Raw genomic sequence first — 14,636 nt, 5'->3', positions numbered from 1 at the left:
TCTCCGCCCCGTCCCATCCTACCCCCATCGACGGGACACGCCCCCCCAACGGGGCGCGCCCATCTGTAAGGATGGAGACATCGATGGCGAATACCGTTCCGAACACGCGCCCGCGCGTGCCTAATTTCTCGTCCGGCCCCTGCGCCAAGCGCCCCGGCTGGGCCCTCAAGAACCTCTCCGACGCCCCGCTCGGCCGCTCGCACCGCGCCAAGATCGGCAAGGACAAGCTGAAAGCTGCGATCGACCTGACGCGCGAGGTGCTGCAGGTTCCCGCCGATTACCGCATCGGCATCGTGCCGGCCTCCGATACCGGCGCCGTCGAGATGGCGCTCTGGTCCCTGCTCGGCGCTCGCGGCGTCGACATGGTCAGCTGGGAAAGCTTCGGCGCCGGCTGGGTCACCGATGTCGTCAAGCAGCTCAAGCTCCCCGATGTCCGCACCTTCGACGCGCCCTATGGCGAATTGCCGAACCTCAAGAAGGTCGACACCAAGAACCGCGACGTCGTCTTCACCTGGAACGGCACCACCTCCGGCGTGCGCGTCGTCGACGCGAGCTGGATCGCTGACGATCGCGAGGGGCTGACGATCTGCGACGCCACCTCCGCCGCCTTCGCCCAGCGCCTCGACTGGCAAAAGCTCGATGTCGTCACCTTCTCCTGGCAGAAGGTGCTCGGCGGCGAGGCGGCGCATGGCATGATCGTGCTCTCGCCCCGCGCCGTCGCCCGGCTCGAAAGCTACAAGCCGGCCTGGCCGCTGCCGAAGATCTTCCGCATGACCTCGGGCGGCAAGCTGATCGAGGGCATCTTCACCGGCGAGACCATCAACACGCCGTCCATGCTCGCGGTCGAGGACTATATCGACGCGCTGGAATGGGCCCAGAAGGTCGGCGGGCTCGACGGCCTGGTGAAGCGCGCCGACGGCAATGCCCGCGTCATCGCCAAGTTCGTGCGCGAGAACGACTGGATCGACTTCCTGGCCGTGAAGCCGAAGACGCGCTCCAACACGTCGGTCTGCCTGAAGTTCACCGACCCGGCCGTGACGGCCCTGCCGGCGGACGCACAGGCGGCCTTCGCCAAGCAGGTCGTCTCGATCATCGAGAAGGCCGGCGCCGGCTACGATCTCGGCCATTACCGCGACGCCCCTCCGGGCCTGCGCATCTGGTGCGGCGCGACCGTCCAGTCGCGCGACGTGAAAGCGCTGCTGCCGTGGATCGCCTATGCCTTCGCCGAGGCCAAGGCGGCGCTCGGCAAGAAGGCGGCGTAAGCAACTGCCCGTTGTGACACACTCGACGTCATCCCGGGCAAGCGAAGCGCAGACCCGGGATCCATCGTAGAGCGAGACGCCCTTCGATGGATCCCGGAGCAGCGCCGCTTCGCGGCTTGTCCGGGATGACGGTGTGTTTCCCCGCTTCCTGAATTCACACAAGCGCAGAGCGCCCTCGCGCCGCGCCAGCCGGAGCCTCCCATGCCCGCACCAAAAGTCCTGATTTCCGACGCCCTCTCCCCCGCCGCCGTCCAGATCTTCAAGGACCGTGGCATCGACGTGACCTTCGATCCGAACCTCGGCAAGGACAAGGACAAGCTGGCCGCGATCATCGGCGAATATGACGGCCTCGCCATCCGCTCGGCCACCAAGGCGACCGCCAAGCTGCTGGAGCAGGCGACGAACCTGAAGGTCATCGGCCGCGCCGGCATCGGCGTCGACAATGTCGAGATCCCGGCCGCCACCGCGCGCGGCGTGATCGTGATGAACACGCCTTTCGGCAACTCGATCACCACCGCCGAGCACGCCATCGCCATGATGTTCGCGCTCGCCCGCCAGATCCCCTCGGCCGATACCTCGACCCAGGCCGGCAAGTGGGAAAAGAACCGCTTCATGGGCGTCGAGATCACGGCCAAGACGCTCGGCCTGATCGGCGCCGGCAATATCGGCTCGATCGTCGCCGAGCGCGCCATCGGCCTGAAGATGCGCGTCATCGCCTATGACCCCTATCTCTCGCCGGAACGCGCCGTTCAGCTCGGCGTCGAGAAGGTCGAGCTGGACGACCTGCTGAAGCGCGCCGACTTCATCACGCTGCACGTGCCCATGACCGAGAAGACCAAGAACATCCTCTCGGCCGAGAACCTCGCCAAGACCAAGAAGGGCGTGCGCATCATCAACTGCGCCCGCGGCGGCCTTGTCGACGAGCAGGCGCTGGCCGATCTGATCAAGTCCGGCCATGTCGCGGGCGCCGCCTTCGACGTGTTCTCGGTCGAGCCGGCGGAAGCGAACCCGCTCTTCGGGCTGGAGAACGTGGTCTGCACGCCGCATCTCGGCGCCTCCACCAACGAGGCGCAGGAGAATGTCGCCCTGCAGGTCGCCGAGCAGATGAGCGACTACCTGCTCAAGGGCGCGATCACCAACGCGGTCAACTTCCCCTCGATCACGGCGGAAGAAGCGCCGCGCGTGAAGCCCTTCGTCGATCTCGCCGAGAAGCTCGGCTCCTTCCTCGGTCAGCTCACCGAAGCAGCCGTGAAGGGCATCCGCATCGAGTACGAGGGCGCGGTCGCGAGCCTGAACCTCAAGGCGATCTCGGCCGCCGCGATCACCGGCGTGCTGCGCCCGTTCCTGCCCGAAATCAACATGGTCAACTCGGCCATGGTGGCGAAGGAGAAGGGCATCGTCGTCGAGGAGCTGACCCGCGAGGTCGCCGGTAATCTCGAAAGCGTCATCCGCATCGTCGTCGAGGCCGAGGACATGCCGCGCCACGCCTCCGGCACGGTGTTCCAGGACGGCAAGCCGCGCATCGTCGAGATCCGCGACATCGCTGTCGATGCCGAGTTCGCGCCGCACATGCTCTACGTGCGCAATGCCGACAAGCCGGGATTCATCGGCCAGTTCGGCTCGCTGCTCGGCCAGGCTGGCGTCAATGTCGCGACCTTCGCGCTCGGCCGCGACAAGCCCGGCGGCGACGCGATCTGCTATGTCTCGGTCGACGAGCCGATCTCGGACGAGTTGCTGGCCAAGATCCACGAAATCCCGATGGTCAAGCGCGCCCGCCGCCTGAAGTTCTGATCGTGCTCAACCCGCTGAAGGCTCTCGTCGCCGCGCCAACCGGGGCGGCGGAGCCGATCCATTTCGAGGTCCGCCGCGACGAGGCGGCGGGCCTCTGGTACGCCATCGATACCGGCGAGCTCGGCATCGTCACCGAGGCCGAGACGCTGGAGGCGCTGCGCGAGCGATTGACCCGGCTCCTGCCGGAATGCTTCGGCATCGAGGGCTGCCCGGTCGAGCTGTCGCTCTGCGATGCGGAGAATGGCGAGCCAGCCTGAGTACCGCCGCAACCTTGCCGCAATATCACGGCCCTGTGATCGCTCCATCGCAGAGGACCGCCCATGCCTGCCCTTGCCCGCCTCGCCGCCCTTGCCCTCGCCTGCCTGACGGCCGCCCCGGCCCTCGCCGACTGGGACCGCGACAAGCTCGACAAGGCGATCGAGGGCATCGAGCAGGCCTCGAAGGGCCGCCTCGGCGTCGCGCTCATGGACCTGCGCGACCGCAAGCTCTGGTCGCATCGCGGCTCCGAGACCTTCCCGATGCAGAGCGTCTTCAAGCTGCCGCTGGCGGTCGCCGTGCTGCAGCAGGTCGAGGCCGGCAAGTTCAGGCTCGACCAGCCGATCACCGTCACCCGCAAGGATTTCTCGCTGTTCCACAGCCCGCTCGCCAAGAACTTCAAGGGCGAGCGCAACGACTACCCGCTGCGCGAACTCATCCGCCTCGCGGCCGGCGAGAGCGACAATACCGCCGCCGACCTGCTGATGCGCGAGATCGGCGGGCCGCAGGTGATCACGAAGATGCTGCGCGACGGCGGCGTCACCGGCATGTCGGTCGATCGCTATGAGCGCCTGTTCCAGCCGGAGATCTACGGGCTCAAGGGCTTCAGCTGGGATGACACGGTGGACGAGAAGGCCTTCCGCGCCGAACTCAAGGCGATGCGCCCGCGCCTGCGCATCGCCGCCCTGTCGAACGCGTTGAAGGACAAGCGCGACGCCTCGACCCCGGAAGCGAGCGCGCAGTTCCTCGAGGCCTTCGCCAAGGGCAACTGGCTGCGCGACCCTGCCCACACCGCCTTCATCGAGAAGATCGTCGCGGAATCCAAGGTCGGCACCGACCGGCTCAAGGCCGGCCTGCCGGCAGGCACGCGCTTCGCCCATCGCACCGGGCTCGGCCTCACCACGGACGGCATCAACCACGCCACTAACGATATCGGCGTCGCGACCCTGCCGGATGGCCGCCGCTTCATCATCGTGACCTATCTCTCCGGCTCCCGCGCCGATGCCGACGAGCGCTCGGCGGCGCTGGCGGAGGTGGCAAGGCTGGCGGTCTCCGCACTGCGCTGAGGGCAGCCTCTCATCAATCAACGGAGCCTCCCCAGCGATCAGGCTGAGGAGGCTCCGGCGCAGACGGGCCGGCTGCTTCAGATCGACAGCCGTCCGGTGTCCGGCCGGTCAAGATCGAGATCGCGGGTTTCTGGGATCAGCAACCCGGTCAGCAAGGTGATACCGGCCACGAACATCAGGTAGAACAGGAACAGCCGGTGCTCGCCGGTCTGCGAGAGATAGGTATTCACGTAAGGGGCCGTGCCGCCGAAGATCGCGGTGGCGAGCGAAAGCGGCCCGCTGACGCCGGTAGCCCGGACCGAAGTCGGGAAGACCTCGGCCCACACCGCCGTATTGACCCCGAACAGGCAGGCCAGGATCAGCAGGGCGCAGATCATCGCCGTCAGAAGGCCGGAGAAGCTGTTCGTGATCATCCCGTCGAGTTGCAGGGTCGCAGCGATGAAGCCGAGGCCGAACAGGATGATGAAGGTCCGTCGCCCGAACCGGTCTGCGAGCCAGCCGACGATCGGGATGGCGACGAAGAACACCGCTTGCGCGATCAGGCTCGCGGTCAGCGCCGACGTCGCATCGAGCCCGCGGCTGATCTGCGCGAAGGTCGGGCTGTAGATCAGCCATGTGTAGAACATGATCGAGCCGCCAGCTGAAAGCCCGAAGACGACGGCGACGCCGCGCCAGTTCCGCACCAGCGAGCCAATTCCGGTCGCGGTCTTCGTGCCCTGCGCCTGCGCCTTCGCGAAACTGTCAGTCTCGGTCAGCTTGCGGCGCAGATAGAGCCCGTAGAAGCCGAGCAGACCACCGAGCACAAAGGGAATGCGCCAGCCCCAGCTCTCCAGCGCCGGACGTCCGAGCGTGGCGTTGAGCAGCAGGCCGGTGACCGTCGCGATCATCGTGCCGAGGACGACGCTCATCCAGGACGTGCTGCCATAAAGCGCGCGCTGGTGACGCGGGGCCCGCTCGACCAGGTAGGTGACCGACGTGCCCATCTCGCCGCCATGGGCAATGCCTTGGGCGAGGCGCGCGACCAGCAGGATGATGGAAGCTGCGAGCCCCACCGTTGCGAAGGTCGGGGCGAAGGCGATGACGAGGCTGCCGCCGGCCGTGATGAACATCGCCAGCGTCAGGCTCTTCTTGCGCCCGACACGGTCGGCATAGAGGCCGAACAGGAAGCCGCCGAGCGGCCGCGTCAGGAAGCCGGCGGCAAAGACGGCCAGCGCCGCCAGCAGCGCCGCCGACTTGTCGGCAGCCGGAAAGAACTGGAGCGCGAAATAGGGAGCGAAGATTGTGTAGATCGTCCAGTCAAACCATTCGAGCGTGTTGCCGAAATTGACCGCGATCAGGTCTTTCACGCGACGGGAGCGCGGGGCGGCAAGCGCCCCCGCTGTGGCGATATCTGACATGTGGTGAACCCCTCTTTTTATTGATGGTGACGTTGTCGCTGGTGAAGCCGGCGCCGCCTCAGCCGGCAGCTCGCCCTTCAAGGCCGAAGCGGGCATCGGCATCTGCCCCCGGCACGCGCATTTCGAAGACGTCTTTCACGACCGTGTAGTCAAAATAGCCGAGGCGGGCGATCGGCTTGATCGCGGGAATGTCGATCTTGCCTTCGCGCGTGATGAACCGGTCGTCGATATGGATCTTCTCGACGCGAGCGAAGACGATGTCGATCGTTCCGACCGGTGAATTGCCCTTGAGACGGTGCGTGCTCAGGTAACGGCACTCGAACTTGACCGGGCTCTCCTTCACCATCGGAATGCGAGCGTTGTCCGCATATTCCCGCGTGACGTTCAGGCGGTCGAATTCGCTTTCCTCCGGAGGCAGCGCCATCGCGCTCAGATTGACGGCCTCCCGCAGGTCGTAGGTCGCCATGTTCCAGACGAACCAGCCGGTCTCCTCCGCATTGAGCACCGTGTCCTTGCGGCGCCCGTCCGGATACTGGTTCGCCGAGAACATCACCATCGGCGGGTCGAAGGTCAGGTTCTGCCACTGGCTGTAAGGCGCAATGTTCTCGATGCCCGCAGCGCTGACGCTCGACAGCCAGCCGATCGGCCGCGGCACGGTACAGCTCTTGAACGGGGAGAACGGCAACGGGCTCGGCTCCGTGCAGGGTGAATACTTCATGGCGTCGCGTCCCGGGCTCGAGTGGATTTCAACAATATCTCACCGATATATCGGATGGACAGCGGTTTGGAAAGCCCCGTGGAATCGGCTATCGGATCAACACAGGAATCGTTTCCGTCGCACGGGCGGCGCCGAGCTGGAAAACCGGATGAATCAATCGGAACAGGCGGTCGCCGCCTTGCAGCGCTTGATCGAGCAGGGCGAACTCCGGCCCGGCTCGATGGTGTCCGAACGCGGCCTGATGGAGGCGACGGGCCTCGGCCGCACCCCGGTGCGGGAGGCGATCCAGCGCCTCGCGCTCAACCATATGCTGCGCATCCACCCCAACAAGGGTATCGAGATTCCGGCGATCTCCGTCGAAGACCAGCTCAGCGGCCTCGAGGTTCGCCGGGCTGTCGAGGTTCTCGCCGTCGGCCTCGCCTGCCGCCGGGCGACCGACAGGGACATCGAGGCGATCGCGGCGCTGAAAGCGACCCTATCCGGCGGGTTCGACCTCCACGGCTATTCCGAGACCGTCCGACAGACCCACGCCCTGATCATCCAGGCGGCTCATAACCCCTATCTGGAAGCGCTGATGGTGCCGCTGCAAACGCTATCGCGCCGCTTCTGGATCATGCATGTCCGCGACGAACAGGCGGAGATCGCCCATGGCAAGCGATTGCACCAGAACATCCTGCAGGCGATCCTGGCTCGCGATCCGGACGAGGCCGGCGCCGCATCGCTGGCCCTCAACAGCTACCTCGTCGAGTTCGCCCTCTCGGTCGTGGCACGGATGGCGGCCGCGCGGGGCTGAACCGGAGCCTTACCGCCCCAGCCGTTCGGCGATGAAGATGCCGCCGAGCACCAGCGCCAGCGCCAGCGCGTGATAGAGCCCGAAGGGCTCGCCGATGATCAGCACGGCGAGGATCGGCGCGAAGACCGGCACGAGATTGACGAAGACGCCGGCTCGGCCGGGCCCGATCAATTCGATCGCCCGCATGAAGGAGAGCTGCGAGACGATCGACGGAAAGATCACCGTGAAGGCGAGGATCAGCCAGCCCTGCGACGTCGGCATGTAGGAGCGCCCGAGCGCGATCTCGGTCGCCAGCAGCGGCAGCGAGGCCAGGCAGGCGAAGCTCGCCATCGCCGTGAAGAAGACGAGGCCCGGCACGGCCGGCCGCTTGCGCACGCCGACGGTGAAGCCGGCATAGAGCACGCAGGCGATGATCATCAGCACGTCGCCCGGCACGAAGCGGAAAGCCATGAGGATATGGATGTCGCCCCGGCTCGCGGTGACGGCGACGCCGAGCAGCGTCACCGCGACGCCGATCGCCTGCATCGGGGTGATCTTCGTGCGGAACACCAGGAAGGCGCCCATCAGCACGAAGACCGGGATCGCCCCTTGCAAGATGCCGATATTGATCGCGCTGGTCGAATAGGCCGCGAGATACATCAGCGTGTTGAAGGTGGTGAACCCGAGCGTGCCGAGCACGGCGATCAACCGCCAATGCGCCCGCAGCACCGGCCAATGCGCGCGCAATTGATCGCGCAGCAGCAGGGGCATGATCGCGCAAACCGCCACCCAGCGCAGCGAGGTCAGCATCATCGGCGAGATATTGCCGACGGCGAGCCGGCTCGCCACGGCGTTGCAGCCCCACATCAGGGTGGTCAACACCATCAGCAGGTAGGCATTGCCCCAGGCGCGTTGCAGCCAGGTCTGGGTAGGGTGCACGTTTCCGCCCTGTTGCGAGAAAGGGCTCTTGCAATACCCTTGCGTGTACCCGGCTCATATGAGATCGGGCGCACACCTGCCCGTCGCCCTGCGCATCCCTGCGGAACGTCCCGATGATCAAAACCAGCGCCCGCCCGCTCCGCCTGCTCTTCGTCGACGGCAATATGCGCGACACCCGCGAGGGACTGCGCCAGTCCTATGGCATGGCCTATGGCGAGGCCTATGCCGCCGAGATCGCGGCCTTCGAGCCGGGCATCGTCTCCGATATCTGCCTGCCGGCCGACGAGGGCGCGAACCTGCCCGACGGCGAAGGCCTCGAATCCTATGACGGCATCTTCCTGACCGGCTCGGCCCTGCACATCTACGACACCGCCCCGCCGGTGACGCGCCAGATCGACCTGATGCGCGCGATCTATGCCAGCGGCACGCCCTGCTTCGGCTCCTGCTGGGGCATCCAGGTCGGCTCCGTCGCGGCCGGTGGCACCGTCACCGCCAATCCGAAGGGCCGCGAGACCGGCTTCGCCCGCCGGATCACGCCGACCGAGGCCGGCCGCAACCATGCATTGCTCGCCAGCCGCCCGGCCGCCTTCGATGCTCCGGCGATCCATCTCGACACCATCGCGCTGCCCGCGCACGGTACGACGATCCTCGCCTCCAACGCCTACAGCCAGGTCCAGGCCGCCGAGATCAAGCATAATGGCGGCACCTTCTGGGGCGTGCAGTACCATCCCGAATTCTCGCTGAAGCAGATCGTCGCGATTCTCGACCGGCGCGTGCCGCTGATGATCAAGGAGGGTTTCCGCAAGGACGAGGCTTCCGCGAAGGCCTGGCTCGACGACATGCTGACGCTCGATGCCGAGCCCGACCGGCAGGACCTTGCCTGGGCGCATGGCCTCGACCGCGAGGTGCTCGACACCGAGCGCCGCGTCACTGAACTGCGCAATTTCATGGAGCATCGCGTCAAGCCGCATGCCAGCGCCCGCGGGCGGGCCTGAGCCTTCGACGCGAGCAGCCCTTCTCGGCAGGGAATATTCGGAGCTGCGCCGTCATCCCGGGCGACCGGAGGGAGACCCGGGATCCATTCCGGAGCGCTTCCGAAGAAGGTTCCGGCATGGATCCCGGATCTTCGCTGCGCTGCGTCCGGGATGACGCGCTTGGATCGGAGCGCCGCATAGACGCAGCCTTGCCATCGCGGTCTCTGCTGACTACCTAACCACCCGCGAGGCCACGACCTCCCCCAACCTGGGACATGTGCCGGGACGACCCGGCGAACCATGGGGGACCCGCTATGGCGTGGCTCTATCTGTTTTCCGCCGGCATTCTCGAGATCGTCTGGGCTTTCACCATGAAGCAGTCGGACGGCTTCACGCGCCCGATGCCGACCGCGATCACCATCGTCACGATGATCGGCAGCTTCGCCCTGCTCTCGCTGGCGATGCGCTCGTTGCCGCTCGGCACGGCCTATACGATCTGGACCGGCATCGGCGCGGTCGGCGCCTTCCTCGTCGGAGCCACCGTGCTCGGCGAGGCGCTGACGCCGATGCGCATCGCCGCCGCGGCGCTGATCGTCTCCGGCCTCGTCATGATGAAGCTCTCGGCAAGCTGACGGCCGCACTTGCCAAAGCGGCCGGCGCCTTCTAGGCAGGCCGGGCCTCGGGACGACCCGCGGCCTTCGGAACCTCACAGGGGACGGCCCCACGACGCGGAATGCTCCGCGCCGTCGCGCAACCCCGTGAGCGGAGGCCCTCAGCCGTGGCCAATCCCAGCGACCAGTTCATCGTCAAGACTCTCATTCCGTTTCGTATCGGTGGGCTCGATCTCGGCTTCACCAATGCGGCGCTGATGATGGTGCTCGCCACCGCCGCGATCGCCGGCGGGCTCATCCTCGCGACGCGCTCGCGCGCCATCGTCCCCGGCCGCACGCAGGCGCTGGCCGAGATGCTCTATGAATTCGTCGCGCGGACATTGACCGACGCGACCGGGCGCGAGGGCCTGCGCTTCCTGCCGCTGATCTTCTCACTCTTCCTATTCGTGCTGGTGCTCAACCTGTTCGGCATGGTGCCCGGCGCCTTCACGGTCACCAGCCATATCGTCGTGACATTCGCGCTCGCCATGCTGGTGATGGCGACGGTCATCGGCTACGGCGTGCTGCGCCACGGCTTCGGCTTCCTCAGGCTCTTCGTGCCCTCCGACGTGCCGAAATGGCTCCTGCCCTTCATCACGCTGATCGAGATCGTCTCCTTTCTGTCGCGGCCGATCTCGCTGAGCCTGCGCCTCTTCGCCAACCTGCTCGGCGGCCATATCGCGCTCAAGGTCTTCGGCAGCTTCGTCGCGGCTCTCCTTGCGGCGGGTATGAGCTACTCCCTGCTGGCGCCGCTGCCGCTGCTGATGACGGTCGCGCTCACTGCCTTCGAGTTCATGGTCGCGGTGCTGCAGGCCTATGTCTTCACCGTGCTCGCCTGCATCTACCTGAACGACGCGCTGCATCCCGGCCACTGAACGACCGGGGCGCTCCTGCAAACGCAGGACGCATCCGGCGCCCGGCCCGCCTATCCGCATTCCGGCCCAATTCCGCCTTGGGCACGCCGAATTCGGCAGTGCCAATCACGGCGACGTGATTGCGATCTGGAGGGGATGATTTCGATGCGAAGCCATATTGCCGCCGCCCTGATTCTGGCACCCGGCCTCGCCGCCGCGGCCGAGACCGAACTGACGAGCCGGATCGACCGCGTCACGGTCTTTCCGGATGGGGCAGTGGTGACGCGGCTCGGCAAGGCGGACCTGCTGCAGGGCGTCTCGCAGATCGTGCTGCGCGGCTTGCCGGCGACGATCGATCCCGCCTCGATCCGTGTCGAAGGCAAAGGTATCGCGAAGGGACTGGGCGACGGTTCGTTCTCGGTCGGCGCCGTCGATGTCCGCGTCACGCCGGGCGATGCCAGGCCCGTGCTCGACACGGTGCTGGAGGAGAAGCTCAAGACGCTGCGCGACGAGAAGGAGAAGCTCTCCGGCCAGATCGGCGCGATCGAGGCGAAGCGCGCCACGATCGAGCGCTTCGCGCAGGTCGGCCCCGACAAGCTCGGCCCCGACGGCAAGGCCCTGCCGGTCGCCGACTGGCCGGCCGTGTTCGAGGCGATCGGCACCGCGCTGGTCAAGGTTCAGGACGAATTGCGCGGCACCCGCAACCGCCTCGCCGATGTCGAGGCCGAGATCGCGGCGCTGGAGCGCGCCCGTCCGCAGGCCGGCCGGCCCGGCGCACCGAAGCGCGACGTCGCCATCGCCGTCGAGGCACCGCAGCCGGTCGCAGCCGAGTTCACCGTGACCTATCGCGTTACCGGCGCCAACTGGACGCCGACCTACGAGGCCCGCCTGACTACGACCGGCGAGAGGCCGGAAATCGCCCTGACGCGCCGCGCCGAAATCCGCCAGCGCAGCGGCGAGGCCTGGGACGATGTCGCGCTGTCGCTTTCGACCACGCGCTCGGCCGGGGGCACCCGCGCGCCCGACCTCACCCCGATGCAGGTCGCCTTCTTCGAACCGCCAGCAGTCTATGAAAGCCGCGCGCGCGTCAGCGCCATAGCACCTGCCCCGATGGCCGCCCGCGCCAAGGCCGAAGCCGAAGCTCAGGCGGACGCATTGGCCAAGCAATCGCAGCGCGCAGCCGCGCCGAAGCCCGCCGAGGTTCAGGTCGCGACGATCGAAGCCGGCGCCTACCAGGCGAATTTTCAGGTGCCCGGCCGCGCCACGATCCCGCAGGACGGCAGCTCCAAGACGGTGACGCTGACCCAGCGCAAGGCCGAGGCGACGCTCGCCGCGCGCACCGTGCCGGAACTGGAGCAGAAGGCCTATCTCGAAGCCGGCTTCGTCCATGAGGAAGAGGCGCCGCTGCTGGCCGGGCGCGTCGCGCTGCATCGCGACGGCACCTATGTCGGCATGGGACAGTTCAACCTCGTCGCCCCCGGCGACAAGGTCGAGCTCGGCTTCGGCGCCGATGACCGCATCAAGGTCTCGTTCGCGCCGGTGAAGCGCCGCGAGAACGAGCCGAGCTGGCTCGGCCAGACCCGCACCGATCTGCGCGAGTTCCGCACGGTCGTGAAGAGCCTTCACGCCAAGCCGGTGAAGATCACCGTGCTGGAGCGCATCCCCTTCTCGGAGAGCAGCGGGATCACGGTCGAGACCATCGCCGCCCAGACCACGCCGCCGACCGAGAAGCAGGTCGGCGACCGGCGCGGCGTCGCCTCGTGGACCTTCGATCTCGCGCCCGGCGCCGAGAAGGAGATCAAGCTCGCCTACCGCATCAAATGGCCGGGCGACCGCGAACTCTCCTACGAGGAGCAACCGCTGCCGGGGCGGTGACGCGACATTCGCAGCGACCAAGCACGGCACCGGACTCCGTCATGCTCGCCCTTGTGGCGTGCATCCACGTCTTGAACACGGCCCTCGACCAGCGAAGACGTGGATGGTCGGGACAAGCCCGACCATGACGCCCCGAGACCTCAGAGTCCCAAACCCATCTCGATCTCGCGCTTGCGGCCGAGATCGTTCATCCAGGTCCGGAATTGCGGCTGGACTTCGAGCTGGTGAGCATAATGCCGGCCCAGCGCCTGCGTCAGCCGGCCGCCGCGGCCGAGCTGCTCGTCGGCGAAACCGATCATCACCGAATTCGGCCAGGCCTGCGGCCGGATTTCGCGCAGGCGGGCGAACAGCGCGTCCTCGTCCTCGGCCGGATCGGCCTGCACCATCAGCATCATCATCGCCGCCGTCGAGCGCGAGATGCCCATATGGCAATGCACCAGCAGATGGCCCTTGGCCCGCCCGCTCGCGGTCTCGCGCAGGCCCTCGCCGAAGCGCAGGATATCCTCGACATGGCGCGGCTGCGGGTGCGTCATCCCCTGCGATGGACCCAGGATGTCGTGGAAGCGAAGCGTCAGACGATGGTGCTCGCCATAAGCACCGAAGGCATCCGGCTCCTCTCGGCCGGGATCGATCACCGACAGCACATGCGTCACCTCGCGGGCGCTGTTCCCCGGCAATTCCTCGATGCCGCAGATCGTCAGGGTCGAGATGGACAGGGTCTTCATGGCGCGCCTCCGCTGCGGAGCCCGCCGCCTAACGCTCCTGCGCCGGCTACGCAACCACTGGAAGTGACGGGCTGCCCTGCATGATTGCAGCCGGCCCCGAAGGGCCGGCCGCGATGCTCGTGATCAGGCGGCCTTGGCCTGCCCGAGTTCCTGATCGACGACGCCGACCCAGTAGCGCACGCCGTCCGGGATGATCTCGTCGTTGAAGTCGTAGAGCGGCGTATGCAGGCCGACGAAGGAGCCGTCCGGATTGACGCCGTTGCCGATGCGCATGAAGGCGCCCGGACGCACCAGCATCATCTCGGCGAAATCCTCGCCGCCCGTGCCGGGCCGCAGCTGGCCGTTGACCTTGTCCGCGCCGACCGCCGCCGTGGCAGCGGCAACGCCGACCCGCACCTGCTCGGCCTCGTTCACCAGCGGGCTGGTGCCGCGATGGTAATAGGCCTCAGCCTTGCAGCCCCAGGCCTGGGCGGTGGCCGCCGCGAGCTCGGCGATGCGGCGCTCGACGGTGTCGCGCACCTCCATGGAATAGGTCCGCGCCGTGCCGCCGATGACGAGCTCGGAGGGGATGACGTTCGAGGCGTTGACGTCGCCACCATGGATGAAGCCGACGCTGATCACCGCCGTGTCGAGCGGGGGCACATTGCGGCCGACGATGCCTTGCAGGCCGAGCACGAAATGCGCCTGGGCATAGGTGATGTCGGTCGAGCGATGCGGCTGCGATCCACCATGGCCGCCGACGCCGTGGAAGGTGACCTTCCAGAAATCCGCCGCCGCCAGGAACGGGCCGACCGTGGTGCCGAAAGTGCCGGGCGCCATGCCGGGCGTATTGTGCAGTCCGTAGATCGCATCACAGGGGAAACGCTCGAACAGCTTGTCGGCGAGCATCGCATTGGCGCCACCGCGGCCTTCCTCGGCCGGCTGAAAGATCAGGTTGACGGTGCCCTCGAAATCCCGGTTCTCGGCGAGATAGCGCCCGGCCGCGAGCAGCATCGTGGTGTGCCCGTCATGGCCGCAGGCATGCATCCGGCCCGGGTTCTTCGAGGAATAGGGCAGGTTCGTCGTCTCATCGAGCGCGAGGCAGTCCATGTCGGCACGCAGGCCGACCGCCCGGCCGGGCTTGTTGCCGCGGATCACGCCGACGACGCCGGTCTTGCCGACATTCTCGGTGACCTCGACGCCCCATTCGCGCAGCTTGTCGGCGACGAGCTTGGCGGTGCGGACCTCTTCGAGGCCAAGCTCGGGATGGGCATGGATGTCGCGGCGGATCGCGGTGAAGGCGGCGTGATGCTGGTCGAGCCAGGCGTCGAGCTTCGTCATGGTCGGTGAAATCCCCTCTCCTGTGGGCGGCACACGG

At 67.1% G+C, this 14,636-nt stretch carries 14 protein-coding genes; 9 read left to right on the top strand and 5 right to left on the bottom strand.

Features of this window, described 5'->3' with window-relative positions; all coding sequences use genetic code 11:
• Positions 1-83: 83 nt before the first annotated feature.
• The 4 genes from WFK61_RS08160 to bla all read left to right on the top strand — a co-directional run bounded on the left by WFK61_RS08160 (position 84) and on the right by bla (position 4,375).
• Positions 84-1,262 carry a phosphoserine transaminase gene (locus WFK61_RS08160; protein ID WP_336811032.1) on the top strand — a complete coding sequence of 393 codons (1,179 nt, stop codon included), beginning with the start codon at positions 84-86 and terminating at the stop codon, positions 1,260-1,262.
• A 201-nt stretch (positions 1,263-1,463) separates the two neighbouring features.
• On the top strand, positions 1,464-3,053 hold the full coding sequence (serA, locus tag WFK61_RS08155; protein WP_336811031.1) for a phosphoglycerate dehydrogenase: 1,590 nt from the start codon (positions 1,464-1,466) through the stop codon (positions 3,051-3,053).
• 2 nt (positions 3,054-3,055) lie between these two features.
• Positions 3,056-3,310 (top strand): DUF1902 domain-containing protein, encoded by a 255-nt coding sequence (locus WFK61_RS08150; protein ID WP_336811030.1) that lies wholly within the window; start codon positions 3,056-3,058, stop codon positions 3,308-3,310.
• 63 nt (positions 3,311-3,373) lie between these two features.
• Positions 3,374-4,375 (top strand): class A beta-lactamase, encoded by a 1,002-nt coding sequence (gene bla, locus WFK61_RS08145; protein WP_336811029.1) that lies wholly within the window; start codon positions 3,374-3,376, stop codon positions 4,373-4,375.
• 77 nt (positions 4,376-4,452) lie between these two features.
• Here the strand turns inward: bla and WFK61_RS08140 are convergent, their stop codons facing one another.
• Both WFK61_RS08140 and WFK61_RS08135 read right to left on the bottom strand, forming a co-directional pair.
• Positions 4,453-5,772 (bottom strand): MFS transporter, encoded by a 1,320-nt coding sequence (locus WFK61_RS08140; protein WP_336811028.1) that lies wholly within the window; start codon positions 5,770-5,772, stop codon positions 4,453-4,455.
• A gap of 58 nt (positions 5,773-5,830) precedes the next feature.
• Entirely contained in the window at positions 5,831-6,427 is a 597-nt protein-coding gene (locus tag WFK61_RS08135) for a flavin reductase family protein (protein ID WP_336811027.1), read from the bottom strand.
• On the opposite strand from WFK61_RS08135, the gene WFK61_RS08130 reads away from it, so the two are divergent.
• The gene (locus WFK61_RS08130) at positions 6,381-7,283 is read left to right on the top strand and encodes a GntR family transcriptional regulator (RefSeq protein WP_336811026.1); all 903 of its coding nucleotides are present in this window, start codon (positions 6,381-6,383) and stop codon (positions 7,281-7,283) included. The genes WFK61_RS08135 and WFK61_RS08130 overlap by 47 nt on opposite strands.
• Positions 7,284-7,292: 9 nt before the next feature.
• On the opposite strand, the gene WFK61_RS08125 is transcribed toward WFK61_RS08130, so the two are convergent.
• The gene (locus tag WFK61_RS08125) at positions 7,293-8,201 is read right to left on the bottom strand and encodes a DMT family transporter (RefSeq protein ID WP_336811025.1); all 909 of its coding nucleotides are present in this window, start codon (positions 8,199-8,201) and stop codon (positions 7,293-7,295) included.
• A gap of 113 nt (positions 8,202-8,314) precedes the next feature.
• On the opposite strand from WFK61_RS08125, the gene WFK61_RS08120 reads away from it, so the two are divergent.
• The 4 genes from WFK61_RS08120 (at position 8,315) to WFK61_RS08105 (ending at position 12,554) form a co-directional block, all read left to right on the top strand.
• Positions 8,315-9,196 (top strand): type 1 glutamine amidotransferase, encoded by an 882-nt coding sequence (locus WFK61_RS08120; protein ID WP_336811024.1) that lies wholly within the window; start codon positions 8,315-8,317, stop codon positions 9,194-9,196.
• 293 nt (positions 9,197-9,489) lie between these two features.
• Positions 9,490-9,807: a DMT family transporter gene (locus tag WFK61_RS08115; RefSeq protein ID WP_336811023.1), complete on the top strand. Its 318-nt coding sequence runs from the start codon at positions 9,490-9,492 to the stop codon at positions 9,805-9,807.
• 101 nt (positions 9,808-9,908) lie between these two features.
• Positions 9,909-10,700 (top strand): F0F1 ATP synthase subunit A, encoded by a 792-nt coding sequence (locus WFK61_RS08110; protein WP_442896276.1) that lies wholly within the window; start codon positions 9,909-9,911, stop codon positions 10,698-10,700.
• Between the two features lie 144 nt (positions 10,701-10,844).
• Positions 10,845-12,554, top strand: coding sequence for a mucoidy inhibitor MuiA family protein (locus WFK61_RS08105; RefSeq protein ID WP_336811021.1), 1,710 nt, complete (start codon positions 10,845-10,847; stop codon positions 12,552-12,554).
• 140 nt (positions 12,555-12,694) lie between these two features.
• Here WFK61_RS08105 and WFK61_RS08100 read toward each other — a convergent pair whose 3' ends face one another.
• Both WFK61_RS08100 and WFK61_RS08095 read right to left on the bottom strand, forming a co-directional pair.
• Entirely contained in the window at positions 12,695-13,279 is a 585-nt protein-coding gene (locus WFK61_RS08100) for a tyrosine phosphatase family protein (RefSeq protein WP_336811020.1), read from the bottom strand.
• Between the two features lie 123 nt (positions 13,280-13,402).
• Entirely contained in the window at positions 13,403-14,599 is a 1,197-nt protein-coding gene (locus tag WFK61_RS08095; RefSeq protein ID WP_336811019.1) for a M20 aminoacylase family protein, read from the bottom strand.
• Between the last annotated feature and the right edge of the window lie 37 nt (positions 14,600-14,636).

It is taken from the genome of Allobosea sp. MMO-172 (genome assembly GCF_037147855.1).
In the GTDB taxonomy this organism is placed as follows: Bacteria; Pseudomonadota; Alphaproteobacteria; order Rhizobiales; family Beijerinckiaceae; genus Allobosea.
Note: the sequence above shows the minus strand (reverse complement) of the source record. Positions and strands in the feature narration are given on the sequence as shown.

What these genes read in the sequence shown, in the direction of transcription:
- WFK61_RS08160 (WP_336811032.1), top strand. Translation starts at nt 84, where the DNA reads ATGGCGAATACCGTTCCGAACACGCGCCCGCGCGTGCCTAATTTCTCG.
- serA (WP_336811031.1), top strand. Translation starts at nt 1,464, where the DNA reads ATGCCCGCACCAAAAGTCCTGATTTCCGACGCCCTCTCCCCCGCCGCC.
- bla (WP_336811029.1), top strand. Translation starts at nt 3,374, where the DNA reads ATGCCTGCCCTTGCCCGCCTCGCCGCCCTTGCCCTCGCCTGCCTGACG.
- WFK61_RS08140 (WP_336811028.1), bottom strand. Translation starts at nt 5,772, where the DNA reads ATGTCAGATATCGCCACAGCGGGGGCGCTTGCCGCCCCGCGCTCCCGT.
- WFK61_RS08130 (WP_336811026.1), top strand. Translation starts at nt 6,381, where the DNA reads ATGCCCGCAGCGCTGACGCTCGACAGCCAGCCGATCGGCCGCGGCACG.
- WFK61_RS08120 (WP_336811024.1), top strand. Translation starts at nt 8,315, where the DNA reads ATGATCAAAACCAGCGCCCGCCCGCTCCGCCTGCTCTTCGTCGACGGC.
- WFK61_RS08115 (WP_336811023.1), top strand. Translation starts at nt 9,490, where the DNA reads ATGGCGTGGCTCTATCTGTTTTCCGCCGGCATTCTCGAGATCGTCTGG.
- WFK61_RS08110 (WP_442896276.1), top strand. Translation starts at nt 9,909, where the DNA reads ATGCTCCGCGCCGTCGCGCAACCCCGTGAGCGGAGGCCCTCAGCCGTG.
- WFK61_RS08105 (WP_336811021.1), top strand. Translation starts at nt 10,845, where the DNA reads ATGCGAAGCCATATTGCCGCCGCCCTGATTCTGGCACCCGGCCTCGCC.
- WFK61_RS08100 (WP_336811020.1), bottom strand. Translation starts at nt 13,279, where the DNA reads ATGAAGACCCTGTCCATCTCGACCCTGACGATCTGCGGCATCGAGGAA.
- WFK61_RS08095 (WP_336811019.1), bottom strand. Translation starts at nt 14,599, where the DNA reads ATGACGAAGCTCGACGCCTGGCTCGACCAGCATCACGCCGCCTTCACC.